This window comes from Halodesulfurarchaeum formicicum, from assembly GCF_001886955.1.
GTDB classification, from domain to species: Archaea; Halobacteriota; Halobacteria; order Halobacteriales; family Halobacteriaceae; genus Halodesulfurarchaeum; species Halodesulfurarchaeum formicicum.
Map to the genome: position 1 here is coordinate 1,942,877 of NZ_CP016804.1, position 17,449 is coordinate 1,960,325.

Here is a 17,449-nt window from a genome sequence, read left to right on the forward strand (position 1 = left end):
GCCGCCAGCCGACTGGCGGGTATGCTGCGTTTCGTGACGACCAACGCCGAGAAGGCCGCCGAGGCACAGGCCCACCTGGCTCCCATGGCTGTCGAACAGGTCGATTACGACTACGTCGAGGTCCAGGCTGCTGAAGTCGCGCAGGTCGCGGCCCGTGGCGCCGAAGAGGCCTACGAGAAGGCCGATGGCGAGGGGCCCGTGATCGTCGACGACACGGGCTTCTCGATCCGCGGGCTGGACGGCTTTCCCGGGCCCTACGCCGCCTACGTGGACGACACGCTCGGGATCGAGCGGGTCTGGTCGCTGGCCTCGGAGCTTGCAGACCGACACGCGGCGTTCACCAGTGCGATCGCCTACGCGGACGGCGACCGCGTCGAGGTCTTCGAGGGGACTGTCGAGGGGCAACTCGTCGCTCCCCGTGGCGAGGGCGGCTTCGGCTACGACCCGATCTTCGAGTACGAGGGCCGGACCTTCGCGGAGCTCTCGATGGACGAGAAAAACGAGATCTCCCATCGTGCGCGAGCGCTCTCGAAGCTCGCGGACTGGCTTCAGTCCCAGCCGATCAGCTGACGCCGGCGATTAGATCGAGCAGTTCCTCGCGGTACGCATCGGGCGTGAGCCCCAGATCGATATCGATGCTGACCGAGATCGCATCGGTCAGGGCCGAGTCCGTCTCGCGGGTGAAGTTCTCGGCCGGGTAGGCCCCGCCGGCCACGAGATAGTTCCCGTTCGCCGACCAGACCGCCAGCACCGCGTCCACGGCCAGATCGCCGCCCTCGATAGTGATCGCGGTGTCCTCGCTGACCGGGAATTCCATGTCCTCGACGGGGTACGAGCCCGTGAGTTCGGTCATCTCGGCGGTCGTACCGCCGGCCACTTCGATCGTCGCGGTCCCTGTTTCCTCGACGTTCGTGATCCCGGCGGCGTCCATCTGTGCCCGAAGTTCGTCGATCGCGGCCGTCCGAATCTGCTTTTTGACCTCCGACTGGACGGGCCCGAGTTCGTCCACCGACGGGGCCATGTCGATCCGGGTGGCCGAGAAGAGCGCCAGGTCCGTCTCGACAGTCGAGAGCGTGTCCGCCCGGACCTGCTCCCGGAGCGCGGCGTCGGTGTATGTCACCGACGAGGCGACTGCCTCCACGGTCACCGGACCGTAATCCTTCTCGATGACCGTCTCGTCTTTGGTCTGCTCCAGTTGCTCCCAGCCACCCGAATCCAGGGCCGCCTCGGGGACCGAGGGCAGTGCGACCGAGCCGACGGCGGTCTGACAGCCGGCGAGTGAGGCGATGGCGCCGGCACCGAGAGTCGCGATGAACGAGCGGCGTTGCATGTGACACCGATTGGCCGCGGCCCACTTAGGTGGCCCGTCAGTTGTGACGAATTGCCGTCCCTTTCGTCCAGTTCACCCCGATTAGATTCACCCGTCGGACCATTCCGAACCAAGCGTTTATGTGGACGGCCCCTGACCGTTATATCGGATATGAAACAACGATCGGACGATTCTGGCAAGCGGACGCGACGGCAAGTGCTGCTGGGCCTCGGGGCCGCAGGTATCACGGGTCTGGCCGGCTGTTCAAGCAACACGGGCGAGGGCACGCCAACGGGGACCGCATCCGACGACGGGACGACCGAGCCGTCGGAGGACCTCCCGGAGGTGGCCGGAGAAACGCTCACACTCACCACGACGACGAGTACGTACGACACCGGACTCCTTGATGCAATTCACCCCCACTTCGAGGAGATGTACGGCGTCGAAGTCGACGCCGTCGCCCAGGGGACGGGCGCAGCCCTTGAAACCGCCCGGAACGGTGACTCGGACGTGGTGATGGTGCACGCCCGCGGGCTCGAGGACGAGTTCCTCGAGAACGGCTACGGGAAGAACCGTCGGGACCTCATGTTCAACGACTTCGTCATCGTCGGGCCGGCGGATGACCCAGCGGGAGTCGAGTCGATGGGCTCGGCGACCGAGGCCCTCACCGCGATTGCCGACGCACAGGCCCAGTTTGTCTCCCGCGGAGACAACTCGGGGACACACACCAAGGAGCTGAACCTCTGGGAGGCTGCCGGGGCCGACCCGGGCGGCGACTGGTACCAGGAGACCGGCACGGGAATGGGCGAGGCACTCAACATCGCCAACCAGCAGGGCGCCTACACGCTCTCGGATCGGGGCACCTTCATATCCCAGCGCTCCGAAATCGACCTTACGATCCTCGTGCAGGGCCCAATCGAGGGCGGGCCGGAGATCCTCGCGAATCCCTATGGCGTCATGGCGGTCAATCCGGGCGTCCACGAGAACGCGAACTACGACCTGGCAATGGCCTACATCGGCTGGCTCACGAGCCCGGGGGCCCAGGAGGCCATCGCCGAGTACACGATGAACGGCGAACAGCTGTTCTACCCCGAGGCCATCACCGAGGAGCCGGACTTCCAGCAGTACGTTCCGGAGGGTTGGAGTAGCGACGCCGAATAAGCCGTAGCTGTGGAGTCAGCAATCCACCTGCTACCCGCGGTCCTGGAGTTGCCGTTTCGGGACGGGTATGTCTGGAGCACGCTCTGGGTTTCACTCACTGTCAGCGTCACCGCCGTCGTCCTGAGTGCGCTGGTCAGCATCCCGGTAGCGATCGTAATGGGGTTCGCGAACTTCCCCGGTAAACAGTTCGTGAAATCAGTCATCAACACCGGCATGGGGTTCCCGAGCGTCGTGGTGGGGCTCGTCGTCCTCTTTGCCGTCTCCAATCAGGGTCCACTCGGTGCCTTCGATTTGATCTTCACGAAGCAGGCGATGATCATGTCCCAGTTCGTCCTGGCGACCCCACCGATCACGGCGATTACCCTGGCGGCGATCACCGGCGTGGACAGAAACGTCCGGGACGCGGCCCACGTTCTGGGCGGCCGACGGTTCGACGTCGCCCTGGTCGTGCTCAAGGAGGCCCGATACGGGATCATCACCGCAATCCTCGCCGGGTTCGGCCGGGCGGTCAGCGAGGTCGGGTCGGTGCTCATCGTCGGCGGGAACATCACGAGTTCAGCCGGGATCTCGAAGACGAGGACGCTGACCACCGCCATTCAGCTCGAAGCACGGCAAGGCCAGTACGAGACGGCGATGATTCTTGGTGCCATACTGGTCGTCCTGGTGCTGACGATAAACGCCATCGTCATCAGACTCGGTGACGAGGGGTCAATGAACCGATGATGCGGCTCTCGAACGTCTCTCACGCGTACGACGAAGAGCCAGTTCTCGAGGACGTGTCCGTCTCGGTTTCCCCGGGAGAAGTAGTCGGGATTATCGGTCCGTCGGGAGTCGGCAAGACGACGCTATTGCGGATACTCGCACTGTTCATGCAACCTCAGGAGGGCGCCGTCGAACTCGACGGTCAAGCCGCCTGGGGGACAGACGACCGAACCCGACTACAACTGCGCAGAAAAGTCGGGATGGTGTTTCAGGAGGCCAGTCTCTTCGACGGAACGGTCGCCCAGAACGTAGAGTACGGGCTTCGAGTTCGCCGGTCCTGGCCGGCGCGACTGCAGGCCGCTATCCTCGATGTCTTGGGCTTACGAGAGGCCCCGCCAGCCATCGAGGAGGCACTGGACATCGTCGAGCTTACCGACAAGCGAGACCAGGCCGCCAGCTCGCTTTCGGGGGGCGAGGCCCAGCGGGTTTCCTTCGCCCGGGCGCTGGCATATGACCCGACCTACCTGCTGCTCGACGAACCCACCTCCGATCTGGATCCCCGAAACACGGGACTGATCGAAGACGCGATCAGGCGAGCCCGTGATCGGGGACTCGGTGTCGTGATCGCGACCCACGATATGCACCAGGCCCAACGGGTCGCCGATCGGGTCGGTGTTCTCCTTGGAAACGGCATCACGGAGATCGGCCCGACCGACCAGATTTTCGAGGACCCGGCGGATGAACGAACCCGGCAGTTCATCGCCGGGGACCTCGTGTACTGAGCCGGGCGAGCCAGGCCCGAATTGTTTTGCCCGGAGGTCGCCTACAGCCGTCCATGGATCCGAGTTTCGAGGCGCAGTTGCAGGAGGGCGAAGTCGTCTTTACAGCCCGGGATGCGGCGCTCCTCGAAGCCATCCGAGAAGCAGGGTCGCTGAACAAGGCCGCGGCCGAACTCGGCCGCTCCTACGCCCGCTGTCAAAAGCGGGTTACGACCCTCGAATCGGCGTTTGGCACGCTCGTCGAGCGGACCCGGGGAGGGGCCGGTGGCGGCGGCAGCCAGGTGACGGACGCCGGCGAGTCACTCCTGCAGCGATTCGAACGGCTGGAGACCGGATACGCCGCCGTTGCCGAGGTCACGGAGACCGTCTTCGAGGGGACGGTGACCTCCCGGGACGGGGAGATCGCCGAAATAGAGACCGACGCGGGACTGACCCGGGCGCTGGTGCCGCCGGGCGTCGAAGAGGTCGCCGTCGGCATTCGAGCCGACGCCGTAACCCTACACGCGCCGAGCGACGCGCCAGCGGCCGGCGGCACCAGCGCCCGCAACCGCTTCGAGGGGACCGTCGAGTCGATTACATCCGGTGAGCGAGTGCACCAGGTCGACGTGGACGTGGGCGCGCCGACCCCGCTCACGGTGCTGGTCACCGAGAAGAGCCGACAGCGACTCGGACTCGAACCCGGCACGCCAGTCGTCGCGACCGTCAAGGCCACGGCCGTCCGCTGTACGAATGCCGGACCATGAGGAGCTATCCCGTGGGTATACCTATCTATATAGACCACATAGCAGACTCTTTATTTACGGGTGGACTTCCTTCGGGTGATGGCACGAGACGACGGGCGTAACACACTGACTCGCCGCCGGTTGATCGCAGGCGCTGGCGCAGCCGGGGCAACTATTCTCGCGGGCTGTACGAGTACCGACAACGACGGCGGGACGACGAGCGAGGGACTGTCCGGAGCCATCGAGATTTCGGGCTCCTCGACGGTCTTCCCGCTGGCCGAGGCGGTCGCCGAGCAGTTCATGAAAGACCACCCCCAAGTCGACATCTCCGTGAAGTCCACCGGGACCGGCGGGGGCTTCGAGAACCACTTCAGCCGGGGCCGTTCACAGTTCAACAACGCCAGCCGACAGATCACCGACGCCGAGGAGGACATGTGTGCGGACAACGGGATCGAGCCCCTCGAACTCAGGGTCGCGACCGACGCGCTGACCGTCGTCGTGAACAACGAAGCGGAGTGGATCGATTGTATAACCGTCGAGGAACTCCGGCAGGTCTGGAGCGCCGACGGACCGGACACCTGGCAGGAGATCAACTCGGACTGGCCGGACGAGACCATCGAACGATACGGCCCCGCCGACACCTCCGGGACCTTCGATTACTTCCGCGAGGAGATTCTCGGCGAGGAGTACAACCACTCGAGTGACTACCAGCCGACCGAACAGGACAACCTCATCGTCCAGGGCGTCCAGGGAAGCGAGTTCGCGGTGGGGTACTTCGGCTTCTCGTATTACTACAACAACCCGGACAGCGTGAAGGCACTGGCCATCGACGGCGGTGACGGGTGTGTCGATCCGTCCGTCGAGACCGCCAAGAGCGGCGAGTACACCCCGCTCTCCCGACCGCTGTTCACCTACGCCGCGAAGGGGGCCCTCGCCGAGGAGCACGTCGCCGAGTTCGCCCGCTTCTACGTCGAGCAGAGCGGCAACCAGGAACTCGTTGCCGACCGTGTCGGGTACGTGCCGAACACGGAGGCGGCGGTCGATGAACAGCTCGCGGCACTCGAGACGGCGATCGAGGACGCCGGCTGATCGGAATCACTAGGATTTTTCCCACCCGCATCTAACACAGATCAATGACAGAGTACTCCGAGGACCCGGACCTCGCCGGCAATCGGGGCTTCCAGTCCCTCCGGGAAGGGTTCTACAAAGCCGTCTTCTTCACGTTCGCGGCGGCGACGGTTCTCACCACCATCGCGATCATCCTGACGCTTTTAATCGACGCCGTGGGCTTCTTCGCGGAGTACTCGGTGATCGCCTTCCTGACTGGAATGGACTGGAGCCCGAGTCTCCGACCGGTCTCCTTCGGGGTGTTGCCACTGGTCTTTGGCACCCTCGTCGTCACGGCGATCGCCGCCCTGATCGCGATTCCGGTGGGCACGCTCACCGCGGTCTACCTGAGCGAGTATGCTGCCCCCCGCACACGAGCGATCCTCAAACCGCTGCTCGAAATTCTCGCCGGCGTCCCGACGGTGATCTATGGCTTCTTCGCCCTGGTCTATGTGACCCCGGTCATCGACTTTTTCTTCCCGAGTGTCTCGACGTTCAACGTCCTTTCAGCCTCGCTTTTGGTCGGCATCATGACGATCCCGATGGTCTCCTCGATCTCCGAGGACGCGATGGCTGCCGTTCCGGACTCGTTGCGTCGGGCCGGCTACGGCATGGGCGCGACGAAGTACGAGGTCACCACGGACATCATCGTCCCCGCAGCGACCTCGGGGATCGTCTCCTCGTACATCCTCGCCATCTCGCGAGCCATCGGCGAGACGATGATCGTCACGGTCGCGATGGGGATGCAGCCCGCGCTCCCGACGGTGCGGTACGCGGACGTGCTGGGCCTCGGTATCCCATTCGTCCACCCCGGAGAGGTCTTCCTCGGCTCCGGGCAGACGATGACCGCCGCGATGGTCCAAATCGCCAACAGCGACCTCGCTGGGGGCACGCTGGCCTACAACAGCCTCTTCGCAATCGGACTGACCCTCTTTGTCATCACACTTCTCATGAACGTCGTGAGCAACATCATCTCGGAGCGCTACCGGGAGGAATACTGAAATGGACGAGCAATCCACCGACTCGGCCTTTGCCGGGGTGAGCCGACTGCGCGGGCAGGTCTTCGCCGCGCTCGCGAAGGGAGCCTCGTGGCTCGGAATCCTCGTCCTCGCCTGGTTGCTCTTCATGGTCGTCGTCGACGCCTTCGGGCTTCCGGCGGCCAGCGTGGGCTGGTATCTCGGTGCCGCTGTTGGTTTCGGCGTGCCACTGCTGGCCTATGGCGCGTACATCCGTCGGACCCGTCCCGAACTCGGATGGATCGCGGTCAGGTCGACGGTCATCCCGCCGGGTGGGCTCGTCCTCGCCGGCGCGCTTTTCATCCTCTTCCTGGTCTTCGAGCCGGTCCACTGGCTCACCTACTACACCGTCGGCGTGCTCCCGGCCGTGGCAGTCTATGGCCACTTCGCCAGCCGCGAGGACACTCGCGCGCCGCTCTTTGCCACCGCCGTCGGCGTGATCGGGCTCGGCCTCGGCGTGTTCGTCGACGCCGCGCTTCCGGTCAAACCGATGCCCTGGGCCAGCCTCGTGTGGGTGCTTTCCGTCCCGGCCGGGGCGATAATCGCCTGGCGGGAGGCGACCGGAGACAGACGGCGGCAGGCCACGATCGTCGGTCTGACCGCACTCGGCGGCGTGCTGGCGAGTTTCGTCGGCCCGGCGACCATCGGGGTGACCCCCGACACGTCGGTCATCCTCTACGTGGCCGCCGTCTTGCCGGTCGGCTGGTATTACGGCCACGTGCTTGCGGCGGATCGCAGCGCCTGGCCCGGACTGCTGGCCCCGGGAGTCGCCGTGCTCGCGATTGGGCTCGGTATTACCCTCGGTGACCTCATCGGCGCAACTGGCCCGGACCCGGTCCTCGACTGGCAGTTCCTCACGAGTGCGCCCTCGACCATCCCCGAGAACGCCGGCCTGTTCCCAGCGATGGTCGGGTCGGTGTTCATCATCACCATCGTGGCCCTGGTCTCCTTCGTGGTGGGCGTGGGCGCAGCCATCTACCTCGAGGAGTACGCCCCACAGACGGGGCTCGGCGGGACGATAACCCGGATCATCCGGGTCAACATCTCGAATCTGGCTGGCGTGCCCTCCGTCGTCTACGGCCTGCTGGGCCTGGGGCTCTTCGTCAATCTCATCGGAATGGGGATGGGAATCGTCCTCGTGGCGGGGCTCACACTCTCCCTGTTGATCCTCCCGATCGTGATCATCTCCGCCCAGGAGGCCATCCGATCGGTTCCGGAGGAGGTGCGACAGGCCTCCTACGGCATGGGCGCGACCCGGTGGCAGACGATCCGGAACGTGGTGCTCCCCCGGGCGGTTCCGGGGGTACTCACCGGGACGATCCTGGCCCTGAGCCGGGCCATCGGTGAGACGGCCCCGCTCCTGATGATCGGGGCCGCGACGACGGTCTTCCGGCCGCCCACGGGCTTTGCGAGCCAGGTCTCGGCGATGCCCCTGCAGGTCTTCTACTGGTCGTTCCACCAGAAGTCGGCCTTCAGGGAACTCATCGCACCGGCCGGCGTCGTCACCCTGCTCGTCGTAATGCTCTCGATGAACGTCCTCGCGATTTACCTTCGCAACAGGTATGAACAGCAGACATAACCGTGAACCCGACGTGGTGACGCTATATGAGTAGCGAGTGGTCAGCGACCGGTCTGGACGATTCCCAGCCCGAGAGCGAGCGGGACATCGAGCGGATTCCCCCGGAGGAGACGATCATCGAAGCCGAGGGGCTTGATGTCTACTACGGCGAGGAGCGGGCGCTCAACGACGTGTCCATGTCGATCCCCGAGCAGGAGGTCACCGCCATCATCGGCCCCTCCGGCTGTGGGAAATCCACGTTCCTCCGCTCGATCAACCGGATGAACGACCTCATCGACATCGCCCGTGTCACCGGCGAACTCCGATTCAAGGGGAAGAACGTCTACGACGACGACGTCGATCCGGTGGCCCTGCGCCGCCAGGTCGGGATGGTCTTTCAGGCCCCCAACCCGTTCCCGAAGAGCATCTACGACAACGTCGCCTACGGCCCGCGCATCCAGAACGACACCGAGAACCTGGACGAGCGGGTCGAACGGGCGCTGCGGCAGGCCGCCCTCTGGGACGAGGTCTCGGATCGACTCGACGAGCGCGGGACCGACCTCTCGGGCGGGCAGCAACAGCGGCTCTGCATCGCGCGGGCCATCGCCGTCGATCCCGAAGTCATCCTGATGGACGAGCCGGCAAGCGCACTGGACCCGGTCGCGACCTCCAAAATCGAGGACCTCATCGACGAACTCGCCGAGGACTACACCGTCGTGATCGTCACGCACAACATGCAACAGGCCGCCCGGATCTCGGACAAGACGGCGGTCTTCCTGACCGGCGGCCATCTCGTCGAGTACGGGGACACCGATCGGATCTTCCAGAACCCGCGCAACGAGCGGGTCGAGGATTACATCTCCGGGAAGTTCGGGTAGGCCAGCTCTTCTCCACCAACCCCGCCAAAACGGCCACAAATCCGGCCAAAACGCGGTAAATCGGTTGAAATCGGGCCAACGAACGTGGGCGTACTAAGGTCTCGATGACCATTCCCCGAGTGTAATGAACCCACAGAACTCATCGAACGACGGTGACATCGACGGCCCGACCCTCCCGCGACGAAAGCTACTCGCGGTCGGCGCCGGTGTCGGCGTCAGCCTCCTGGCCGGGTGTACCGGCGACACCAACGGAAGCGAGACCGGAACCTTCCGGCTGCTCGTGAGCGACCAGCCCGCGGACATCGCTGACTTCGACCGACTGGACGTGACCCTCGACAGCGCTCGCGTGTTCGAAGGCGAAGCGGGGACGACCACCGAAGCGGAGCCCACCAAAACCACGTCCGCACCAGAGACGACCACCGAGGAAACAACCACCCAGGAGGACGGGACCACCGAGACCACCGTCGAAGCGGAGACAACCACCACGACGGGGACCGAAACCGACGCGGACGAGCGGGGCTTCTTCCGGCTCGACCTGGAGGGAAAAACCGTCGACCTGACCCAGGTGGTCGGCGAGGACGCGATCTCCGTCTTCGACGGCGAACTCGAGACTGGCACCTACAACAAGATCGAACTCGAGGTGGCCGCAGTCGAGGGGATCGTCGACGGCGAGGAAGTACCGGTCAAAGTTCCGAGTGAAAAGCTCCAGATCGTGAAACCCTTCGAGGTCACCGCCGACGAGCCAGTCGAGTTCGTCTTCGACATCAACGTCGTCAAGAAGGGGCCGAACGGCTACAACCTCCTGCCCGTGATCTCCGAGAGTGGGGTCGCCGGCCGTGACGTGGAGTACCGGGAGGTCACCCAGAACGAGTCCGGCGACTAACGCGGAGACACCGTTCCCGGCCCACAGGGTTATTCGGTGAGCGAGCCTATCACGGGCATGAGCCCGTCAACACCCGGTATCCACCACGTCACGGCCATCGGGGCCGATCCGGGGCGGAATCGCCAGTTCTACACGGAGACGTTGGGTCTCCGGCTGGTGAAACGAAGTGTCAACCAGGACGATCCCACGGTCTATCACCTCTTCTACGGCGACCGCGAGGGCAATCCCGGGACGAGTATGACCGTGTTCCCCTATCCGGGGGCCACGCCGGGCGAGTCCGGGAGCGGCCAGGCCACGACCGTCCAGTTCACGATTCCGGACGCGGCCGTCGAGTTCTGGCTCGACCGCCTGGACGAAGCGGGAATCGACCGGGACGAACCGATCGAACGGTTCGGCGACACTGTCATCCCGCTCAGGGACCCGGACGGGCTGGCACTCGAACTCGTGGCGACCGACGCGCCCGCGGGAAGCCCCCCGGCGGGACCGGTGCCCGAAGCACACGCGATCCGGGGCTTTTTCGGCGTGACACTCACGGTCGCGGCCGATGAGGGCTTTACCGGACTCCTGGAGGCGATGGGCTATCAGGAGACCGACCGGACGGCGGCCAGAACCCGCTACGAATCGAGTGGCGAACTGGGAGCCGTCCTCGACGTGCAAGTCGACCCGGAGGCCCCGCGTGGCCGACAGGGCGCTGGCACGGTCCATCACGTTGCCTTCCGCGTAGGAGAGTCGACACAGGCCGAGTGGCGAGCGTTACTCCAGGATCGTGGATTGCGCCCGACCGAGGTAATCGACCGGAAGTGGTTCGAGTCGGTCTATGCCCGGACACCCGCCGGGATCCTCTTCGAGTTCGCCACGGCGGAGCCGGGGTACACCGTCGACGAGGCCCTCGAGGACCTGGGCACGAAACTCGTGCTGCCCGACTGGCTCGAAGAGCGCCGGGCGGAGATCGAAGCCGAACTGCCACCCTTTGATAGCAACGTCAATGCGTGACGCCACCCCTGGCCCACATCAGGGCCAACCGCTCGTTCAGGCCGGAACGGCTGTCGAGGACGCCCACGCGGCCCTTATCTTGGTCCACGGTCGCGGGGCGAGTGCCCGGAGCATCATCCAGTTCGGTCGCCAGGTCGCGCCGACCGAATTTGTACTGTTGGCGCCGCAAGCAGCCGACAACGAGTGGTATCCCCAGTCGTTTCTGGCCCCGGTCGAGCAGAACGAGCCAGGTCGCCGGTCCGGGCTCCAGGCGATCGACGACGCCGTGGAAACGGCCCGGGCGGCCTCGATTCCGACCGAGCGAATCGCACTCGCTGGGTTCTCCCAGGGCGCGTGTCTCGTGAGCGAGTACGTTGCCCGGAATCCCGACCGCTACGGTGGCCTGGCCGTGTTGAGCGGCGGCCTGCTGGGCGAGACTGTCGATCCGGCAGACTACCAGGGAGCCCTCGACGGGACGCCGGTCTTTCTCGGCTGTAGCGATATCGACCCACACATCCCCGAACAGCGAGTGCACGCGACCGCAGCCGTATTCGAATCCCTCGATGCAGCCGTCGACACCCGGATCTACGACGGAATGGCGCACACGGTCAACGACGACGAACTCGACGCGGTGGCGGCCATGCTCGCGGATCTCGACTGATCGGGCCGCCGTCGCCGATCGAGTCACGCCCCTTTTGTACGCCCATCGGTAACAGACAGGTATGCAACGAGAAACGAACGTTTCCGGTCCCGCCGAAGTCGTTGGGTTCTGAATATGTATCGAACCGGACACTACGGCGCAGCACTGCTGGTGTACGCTCCGATCGGCTTCGTCCTGCTGGCGGCGGGGTTCGACGAGCTAGCGGCCGTCGGTGCGGTGGTCGTCGCCGGCGGATCGATGGTCCCGGACTGGGACCAGAAGGTGCCCTTCATCTCCCACCGCGGCATCACGCATACGATCTGGTTCGCCCTCCTCGCTGGTGCGCTTCTCGGTGCGGCGGGCTGGTACGTCGGCGAGGGGATGGCTCCACGAGCTCAGCTCGGGCTCGCCGCCTTCGGGGCCCTCCTCGGGATCGTGACCATCGGCGCCCACATTCTGGCCGACGCGCTCACGCCCATGGGAATTCGGCCCTTCGAGCCCCTGGGACACGGCTCGTACTCCCTGGAGTTGACCAACGCGTCGAACCCCATCGGCAACGGACTCCTCCTGGTGCTCGGCCTACTTGCGACCGGTGGCGCCGTCGCCGCCAGCCGCGAGATCTCACTCGCTTTTCTCTGAGTGGCCGGCTGACCACGGTCGGCCCCCGGATCGGGATTCCGTCGCCGACTCCGTTTCGACAGCGTGCACGCCGTCGGTTCCGTCCAGTTTGCGGAGGATTTCGGGTCGCCCGATCACGAACAACTCGTCCCCGGCCTGGATCACCCGACTCCGGTTCGGGATCGTCTCGACAGACTCGCCAGCCGTCCGAATCCCCAGTACCGTGCCGTCGATGGCAGCGACGGACTGACCGACCAGCGGACTGGAGTCAGTGATCGAGAGCAGGCGCATGGTCTCGTCCGCCCGTCGGAGCATCGCGGCGAACTCACGATCCGGGCGCGAGTCCGCCTCGAGGGTGAGCAGCCGGTACTCCGCCTCCGGGTCGATCGCCGTGGCGACAGCACGATCAGTCGTGATCGTCGCGATCGAGCCGACCCGGGCCCTGAGTTCGCCCGTCCCGAGCTTTCGGGGCGTATCCTCGACGGCCCAGAGCTGGACGATATCCCCCGCCGTGGCGCTGAACGGCGGATCCGCCCGGACGGCGACCGCGGCCGCGTTCGGTGGCAAGGTCGGGCCGATGCCGGCTGGGCGTCTGGCGACCCCGAGATACTGGATTTCACCCGCCGCGGAGAGTTCCAAATCGACGTAGCCCACGTCGAATTTCTCCTTGAGCCGGGCCTGGAGCTGTGTCCGCAGTTCCGCGACGGTGAGCCCGCGTGGGAAGTCAAGCGTCCGGCCAACGAGTGACTCCTTCGTGGCGGCCTCGACCGGATCGTAGCCCTCGATATCCCTGATCTCCGCCGGGAGGGTCACCGAGATGTGACGGCCCGCGGCCCGAACGATCGGACTGAGATCGCGCTGCAGCCAGGACAGCGAGAGCCGGTCGGATCGGGCCAGGCGGTCCCCGAGCGTGTTCCCACCGTACGAGGCGAGAGCCGCGATGGCAAACACCAGGACGTTGAGCGTCGCCTCGCCCACGGTCGGGCTGGCAGCCCCACCCTGGACAAACTGGGCGAAGAGGGTGCGTGTGTTCAGGTAGAGCGCGACGACCCCCAGCCCGAGAATCAGCGTGACCCCCTCGGGAAGCGCGTGTCGAACCCGAATCCGGTACGCGAAAGCGGCGATCGCAGTCGTCCCGCCCGCCAAAAGCACCAGGCCGATCACGTGAACCACGGACTCCAGCAGTCGCGTCCCCAGCTCGACCACGGCGAGACTCACGCGATCACCTCCTCGAAGGCAGCCAACTGGTCGCTGGTGCCCACGACGATCAGGTCATCGCCGCCGTGCAATTCGGTCCGTCCACTGGGCGCGACGATCCGTTCGGTCGGCCGACGAATCGCCAGCACGGCGACGCCGTAAGTGTCCCTGATCTGGGCCCCGCCGATCGTCTGGCCCACCAGGTCGCTGTCCGCACCCAGTGAGTACTTCCGGAACTTGGCGCCCGCGTCGGTGAGCAACGCGATCGTCTCGTACTCACGATATGTCCCCCGGGGGTGGACGACGATCGGGGCGAACGCCGTCCGGAGCACCTCCCGCGCCTCGGCCGGCGAGACCACGATCGTCACCTGCCCCAGACCGCCCTCGGTGGTCGCGGTGGCTGGCGGTCGTGACTCGACCGGTTCGGTGTCGTCAAAACGTGCCGGCTCGTCCGGCTCGATAGACGGTTCGGGCCTGGGCCGTTCGGTTCTGGCACTCACGACGGGGCCGGTCACCGTCCCAGTGGAAAGTTCGATCGAGACCACGTCGCCCCGGGCGAGCCCGGTCGGCAACAGCGTCTTGACCGTCACGGCCCGTTTGCCCGTCGGGACTCGACGCGAGAGGCCAGCGGATTCGGGGGCCGCCGCGATCTCGGCCCGGCCCGCCTTGTCGATGGTGACCCGGACGTCTACGAGTTCGTAATCGGCGAGGAGTCGCGCTTCGAGCTTGGCCTCGAGTTCCGACCGCGGCAGGTCGGCGGGAAACTTCCAGGAGCCAGCGGTGAGACGCTCCCGGAGGTCCGCCGACAGCGGCGGATACCCCTCCAGATCCTGGATGTCCCCGATCGGTCGGATGTGGACCTGGCCGAGCGTGTCGATCCGCTCGATGAGATCGCTGGAGAGCCGGCTCTCCCGGAGCCGGCGCAGGGTGAGCCCCCGCGGTGTCGCCACGGCCAGTTTGTCCCCCTGGCTGTGCGCCCAGAGACTCGCCATCAGGATGACCGCTGTGGCGGTGATTCCCGTCCAGCTGTCGGCCATCTGCGGGTCGATGAATCCCATGAGTCCGCCCGAAACCCCCGCGAGTGCGCCACTCACGACCACCACCCCGAGCGCGGGGACGGTCACGTTGGTGAAATATTTGAATCCAAAGCCGATCGCAAAGGCGATGAGCGCCGGAAACAGGGCGGCCAACAGGCCGAGATACACCCCGAGTAGCACCTGTGCGATCGGGACCTGCATCACCGGAGCTCAGCCGTCCACGGGATAAATAGGTGGGGGCCGGCAGTCACTCCGCCCGCTCGCCGAAGCTCGCGTCGACCAGCATCCGGGCCCCGAGGGCGATCGGGCTGATGACCGAATCGGCCCCCGCCCGGCGGAGCTTCGGGACGTTCTCCCGATTCGTCGCCGCAGCGACGATCCGAACGTCGGGATTCAGCTCCCGGGCGGTGAGCACGGCGAGGGCGTCGTCCCCGTCGTCGTTCGTCGCCACCAACACTGTCCGGGCGTGTTCGATACCGGCCGACCGGAGCGGAGCCTCGTCACTGGGGTTCCCCGCGAGCACCTCGATGTCACGATCGGCCAGTCTGGCGACGCGGTCGGTCTCGTCGGTGACGAGGACGTAGCTCTCCCCGGGCTCGATCTCCTCGAAGATGGCCTCGGTCAGTTCCCCCCAGCCGAGGATGAGGACGTGGTCCTCGAGGAGGTCGTAGTTTCGGTCGGTCATGCGTCCAAGCGCTCTGGCGAATCGAGCTTCGAGGAGCGGCCCCAAGAGTGTACCGAGGGCCAGCGCGAAACTGGCGGTGCCGAAGACGACCACTGACATCCCGAAGAGCCGGGCGACCTGTGTCAGGGGTGTCGCGTCGCCGTAGCCGACCGTCGAGGCGGTAACAAGCGTGTAGTAGAAGGCGTCGACGAGGGTCTCGACCGAGGCGAACTCCTCGCGGAGGGCGTAGGTCCCGACGGTCCCATAGACCTGGACGCCGACGATGGCGAAAAGCGCCGCCAGCTGTGAGGTCGAAAGCGAGAGCGAGCGGGTGAACCGCGAGCGGTTGTAGACCACGCCCGGCAGCGCCAGTACCGAGAGCACCACGAGAGGAACCGAGAGCGGGCTCGACTGCAAGAGGCCCTGGACAGCGGTGAGCGGCAGCAGCGCGATCGTCGAGAACCAGGCCACCCGGAGGCCGCGACGGAGACCGAGCGCGCTCGCGAGCATCAAAAAGCCGGTCAGCACGCCGGTGAACCCGGCGGTACGCTGGACGCCCACCGGGATGAACTCCGCCAGCGGCCCGACGACGCTCTGGGCGCTGATGTTCGCCACGCCGGTCACGATCGAGAGGAGGGCGACGGCGATGGTCAACCCGACTGTGACCCGCGGGGCGAGCGAGTCGGCGTCGACGGACAGGAAATCGCGGAGACGGAGGGAAGGTGACATCGGTGATCGAGAGGTTCGTGTCTTTTCTGGAGCGGTGGGCAAATAAATAGGTTCGTGTGGTCCGGGGAAAAGATGATTGTTAATTCTTGAGTACGTTGACACATGGGCTCGGACAGCTCGAGCAAAAATCGCTGGCTGATCGCGGCTTCGGCCATGCTCATCCACATTTCGATCGGGTCCGTGTACGCCTACAGCGTCTACCAAAATCCGATTCAACAGTCCCAGGGCTGGAGTATCGCTGCCGTGACTGCAGCCTTCACGGTGGCGATTTTTACCCTCGGACTGTCGACCGCTATTCTGGGGCGATACGTGGAGCGATACGGACCCCGAGTCTCGGGCTTTGTGGCTGCAAGCACGTACGGGACCGGAACCGCCCTTGCAGGGGTCGCCGTCGACATGGGAAGCCATGTCGCGTTTCTGCTGACCTACGGCGTGCTCGCCGGAATCGGACTCGGGATCGGATACATCACCCCCATATCGACGCTCGTGAAGTGGTTCCCGGATCGGCGGGGGCTGGCAACCGGGCTTGCAGTCATGGGTTTCGGTGCCGGCGCGCTGGTGACCGGTCCCGTCGCAAATGCTCTTATTGGAGTGGTGGGAATCCCATCGACGTTCTACATCCTCGGCGTCGCCTACTTTCTCGCAATGGCGGCCGGGGCGAGTTATCTCCAGAAGCCTCCCGAAGGGTGGCAACCCGGAGGGCTAGACCTGGATGAGGGGGACGGGAACACACGAATGGGAGTGAGGGTGGAGTCGGACTTACAGCAGCTAACGGCCAGTGAGGCGATCCGGACGCCGCAGTTTTACCTCGTGTGGGTCATCGTCTTCATCAATATCTCGGCAGGAATTATGCTCCTGTCTGTCGCGTCGAACATGACACAGGCAGTTACGGGCGCGAGTGCGGCCGTCGCAGCCACGGTCGTCGGGTTCATCGGGGTCTTCAACGGGGCCGGCCGAATCGTCTGGTCGTCCCTGTCGGATTACCTTGGTCGGACCCGGACGTACGCGATTTTCTTCACGATCCAGATCGTCGCCTTCCTGGCCTTGCCCAGAGTCACCACGCTGCCGTTGTTCGCAGGCATTACCTTTCTCATTATTACCTGCTATGGCGGTGGATTTGCCTGCCTGCCGGCGTATCTCGCCGACCTTTTCGGCACGCAGGAGCTTGGCGCCATTCACGGCTACGCCCTCACCGCGTGGTCACTGGCTGGCGTCGCTGGCCCCACGCTTGTGTCCCGGATCGTGGAAGCTACAGGGAGCTACCGGCTTTCGTTCTACGTCGTGAGTGGAGCCCTGTTCATCGGGCTCCTCAGCGTTGGACTCCTTCGATGGAGGGTCGGCGTCGTTCGAAACGCCCAGCTAGAAATGACACCACACGCCGGACTCGAACCCTGAACAACATTGCAGACCCCATCAGGTCCGGGAGTGCTGCAATCCTACAGCAGACACACAGTATTCTCCGGTAAGGGCGGCTTAC

18 protein-coding genes are annotated in these 17,449 nt (G+C 65.3%); 14 read left to right on the forward strand and 4 right to left on the reverse strand.

Features of this window, described 5'->3' with window-relative positions; genetic code table 11:
* The first annotated feature begins 21 nt into the window (after positions 1 to 21).
* Positions 22 to 570, forward strand: a complete 549-nt coding sequence (rdgB, locus tag HSR6_RS09975) for an RdgB/HAM1 family non-canonical purine NTP pyrophosphatase (protein ID WP_070365734.1) — start codon at positions 22 to 24, stop codon at positions 568 to 570.
* On the opposite strand, the gene HSR6_RS09980 is transcribed toward rdgB, so the two are convergent.
* Positions 563 to 1,330, reverse strand: coding sequence for a DUF6517 family protein (locus HSR6_RS09980; protein WP_071933513.1), 768 nt, complete (start codon positions 1,328 to 1,330; stop codon positions 563 to 565). The genes rdgB and HSR6_RS09980 overlap by 8 nt on opposite strands.
* A 150-nt stretch (positions 1,331 to 1,480) precedes the next feature.
* On the opposite strand from HSR6_RS09980, the gene HSR6_RS09985 reads away from it, so the two are divergent.
* The 12 genes from HSR6_RS09985 (at position 1,481) to HSR6_RS10040 (ending at position 12,366) form a co-directional block, all read left to right on the forward strand.
* Positions 1,481 to 2,470 (forward strand): substrate-binding domain-containing protein, encoded by a 990-nt coding sequence (locus tag HSR6_RS09985; RefSeq protein ID WP_071933514.1) that lies wholly within the window; start codon positions 1,481 to 1,483, stop codon positions 2,468 to 2,470.
* 9 nt (positions 2,471 to 2,479) lie between these two features.
* Entirely contained in the window at positions 2,480 to 3,193 is a 714-nt protein-coding gene (locus HSR6_RS09990; RefSeq protein ID WP_071933515.1) for an ABC transporter permease, read from the forward strand.
* Positions 3,190 to 3,954 carry an amino acid ABC transporter ATP-binding protein gene (locus tag HSR6_RS09995; RefSeq protein ID WP_071933516.1) on the forward strand — a complete coding sequence of 255 codons (765 nt, stop codon included), beginning with the start codon at positions 3,190 to 3,192 and terminating at the stop codon, positions 3,952 to 3,954. Before HSR6_RS09990 ends, HSR6_RS09995 begins: the two co-directional genes overlap by 4 nt.
* Before the next feature lie 53 nt (positions 3,955 to 4,007).
* Entirely contained in the window at positions 4,008 to 4,694 is a 687-nt protein-coding gene (locus tag HSR6_RS10000; protein ID WP_071933517.1) for a TOBE domain-containing protein, read from the forward strand.
* 78 nt (positions 4,695 to 4,772) lie between these two features.
* Entirely contained in the window at positions 4,773 to 5,762 is a 990-nt protein-coding gene (locus HSR6_RS10005; protein WP_071933518.1) for a PstS family phosphate ABC transporter substrate-binding protein, read from the forward strand.
* 44 nt (positions 5,763 to 5,806) lie between these two features.
* Entirely contained in the window at positions 5,807 to 6,781 is a 975-nt protein-coding gene (gene pstC / locus HSR6_RS10010) for a phosphate ABC transporter permease subunit PstC (protein ID WP_071933519.1), read from the forward strand.
* Between the two features lies 1 nt (position 6,782).
* Positions 6,783 to 8,375 carry a phosphate ABC transporter permease PstA gene (gene pstA, locus HSR6_RS10015; protein ID WP_071933520.1) on the forward strand — a complete coding sequence of 531 codons (1,593 nt, stop codon included), beginning with the start codon at positions 6,783 to 6,785 and terminating at the stop codon, positions 8,373 to 8,375.
* Between the two features lie 26 nt (positions 8,376 to 8,401).
* Complete coding sequence (gene pstB, locus HSR6_RS10020; RefSeq protein ID WP_070365743.1) at positions 8,402 to 9,232, forward strand: phosphate ABC transporter ATP-binding protein PstB; 831 nt, start codon at positions 8,402 to 8,404, stop codon at positions 9,230 to 9,232.
* Positions 9,233 to 9,356: 124 nt separating this feature from the next.
* Entirely contained in the window at positions 9,357 to 10,115 is a 759-nt protein-coding gene (locus HSR6_RS10025) for a DUF4382 domain-containing protein (protein ID WP_071933521.1), read from the forward strand.
* A gap of 57 nt (positions 10,116 to 10,172) precedes the next feature.
* Positions 10,173 to 11,108: a VOC family protein gene (locus HSR6_RS10030; protein WP_071933522.1), complete on the forward strand. Its 936-nt coding sequence runs from the start codon at positions 10,173 to 10,175 to the stop codon at positions 11,106 to 11,108.
* The gene (locus HSR6_RS10035) at positions 11,101 to 11,748 is read left to right on the forward strand and encodes an alpha/beta hydrolase (RefSeq protein ID WP_071933523.1); all 648 of its coding nucleotides are present in this window, start codon (positions 11,101 to 11,103) and stop codon (positions 11,746 to 11,748) included. The genes HSR6_RS10030 and HSR6_RS10035 overlap by 8 nt, the downstream gene beginning before the upstream one ends.
* A 114-nt stretch (positions 11,749 to 11,862) precedes the next feature.
* A complete protein-coding gene (locus HSR6_RS10040) occupies positions 11,863 to 12,366 on the forward strand; it encodes a metal-dependent hydrolase (protein ID WP_070365747.1) in 504 nt (167 codons plus the stop codon).
* Here the strand turns inward: HSR6_RS10040 and HSR6_RS10045 are convergent.
* From HSR6_RS10045 to HSR6_RS10055, 3 genes are read right to left on the reverse strand one after another with little or no spacing between them, the layout of a single operon-like run.
* Positions 12,349 to 13,563, reverse strand: coding sequence for a TrkA C-terminal domain-containing protein (locus HSR6_RS10045; protein WP_071933524.1), 1,215 nt, complete (start codon positions 13,561 to 13,563; stop codon positions 12,349 to 12,351). The two genes, HSR6_RS10040 and HSR6_RS10045, sit on opposite strands and share 18 nt — an antisense overlap.
* Positions 13,560 to 14,780, reverse strand: coding sequence for a cation:proton antiporter regulatory subunit (locus tag HSR6_RS10050; protein ID WP_071933525.1), 1,221 nt, complete (start codon positions 14,778 to 14,780; stop codon positions 13,560 to 13,562). The genes HSR6_RS10045 and HSR6_RS10050 overlap by 4 nt, the downstream gene beginning before the upstream one ends.
* A 46-nt stretch (positions 14,781 to 14,826) precedes the next feature.
* Positions 14,827 to 15,972 carry an NAD-binding protein gene (locus HSR6_RS10055; RefSeq protein WP_071933526.1) on the reverse strand — a complete coding sequence of 382 codons (1,146 nt, stop codon included), beginning with the start codon at positions 15,970 to 15,972 and terminating at the stop codon, positions 14,827 to 14,829.
* A 102-nt stretch (positions 15,973 to 16,074) separates the two neighbouring features.
* On the opposite strand from HSR6_RS10055, the gene HSR6_RS10060 reads away from it, so the two are divergent.
* Entirely contained in the window at positions 16,075 to 17,367 is a 1,293-nt protein-coding gene (locus HSR6_RS10060) for an L-lactate MFS transporter (protein ID WP_071933527.1), read from the forward strand.
* The last annotated feature ends 82 nt before the right edge of the window (positions 17,368 to 17,449 follow it).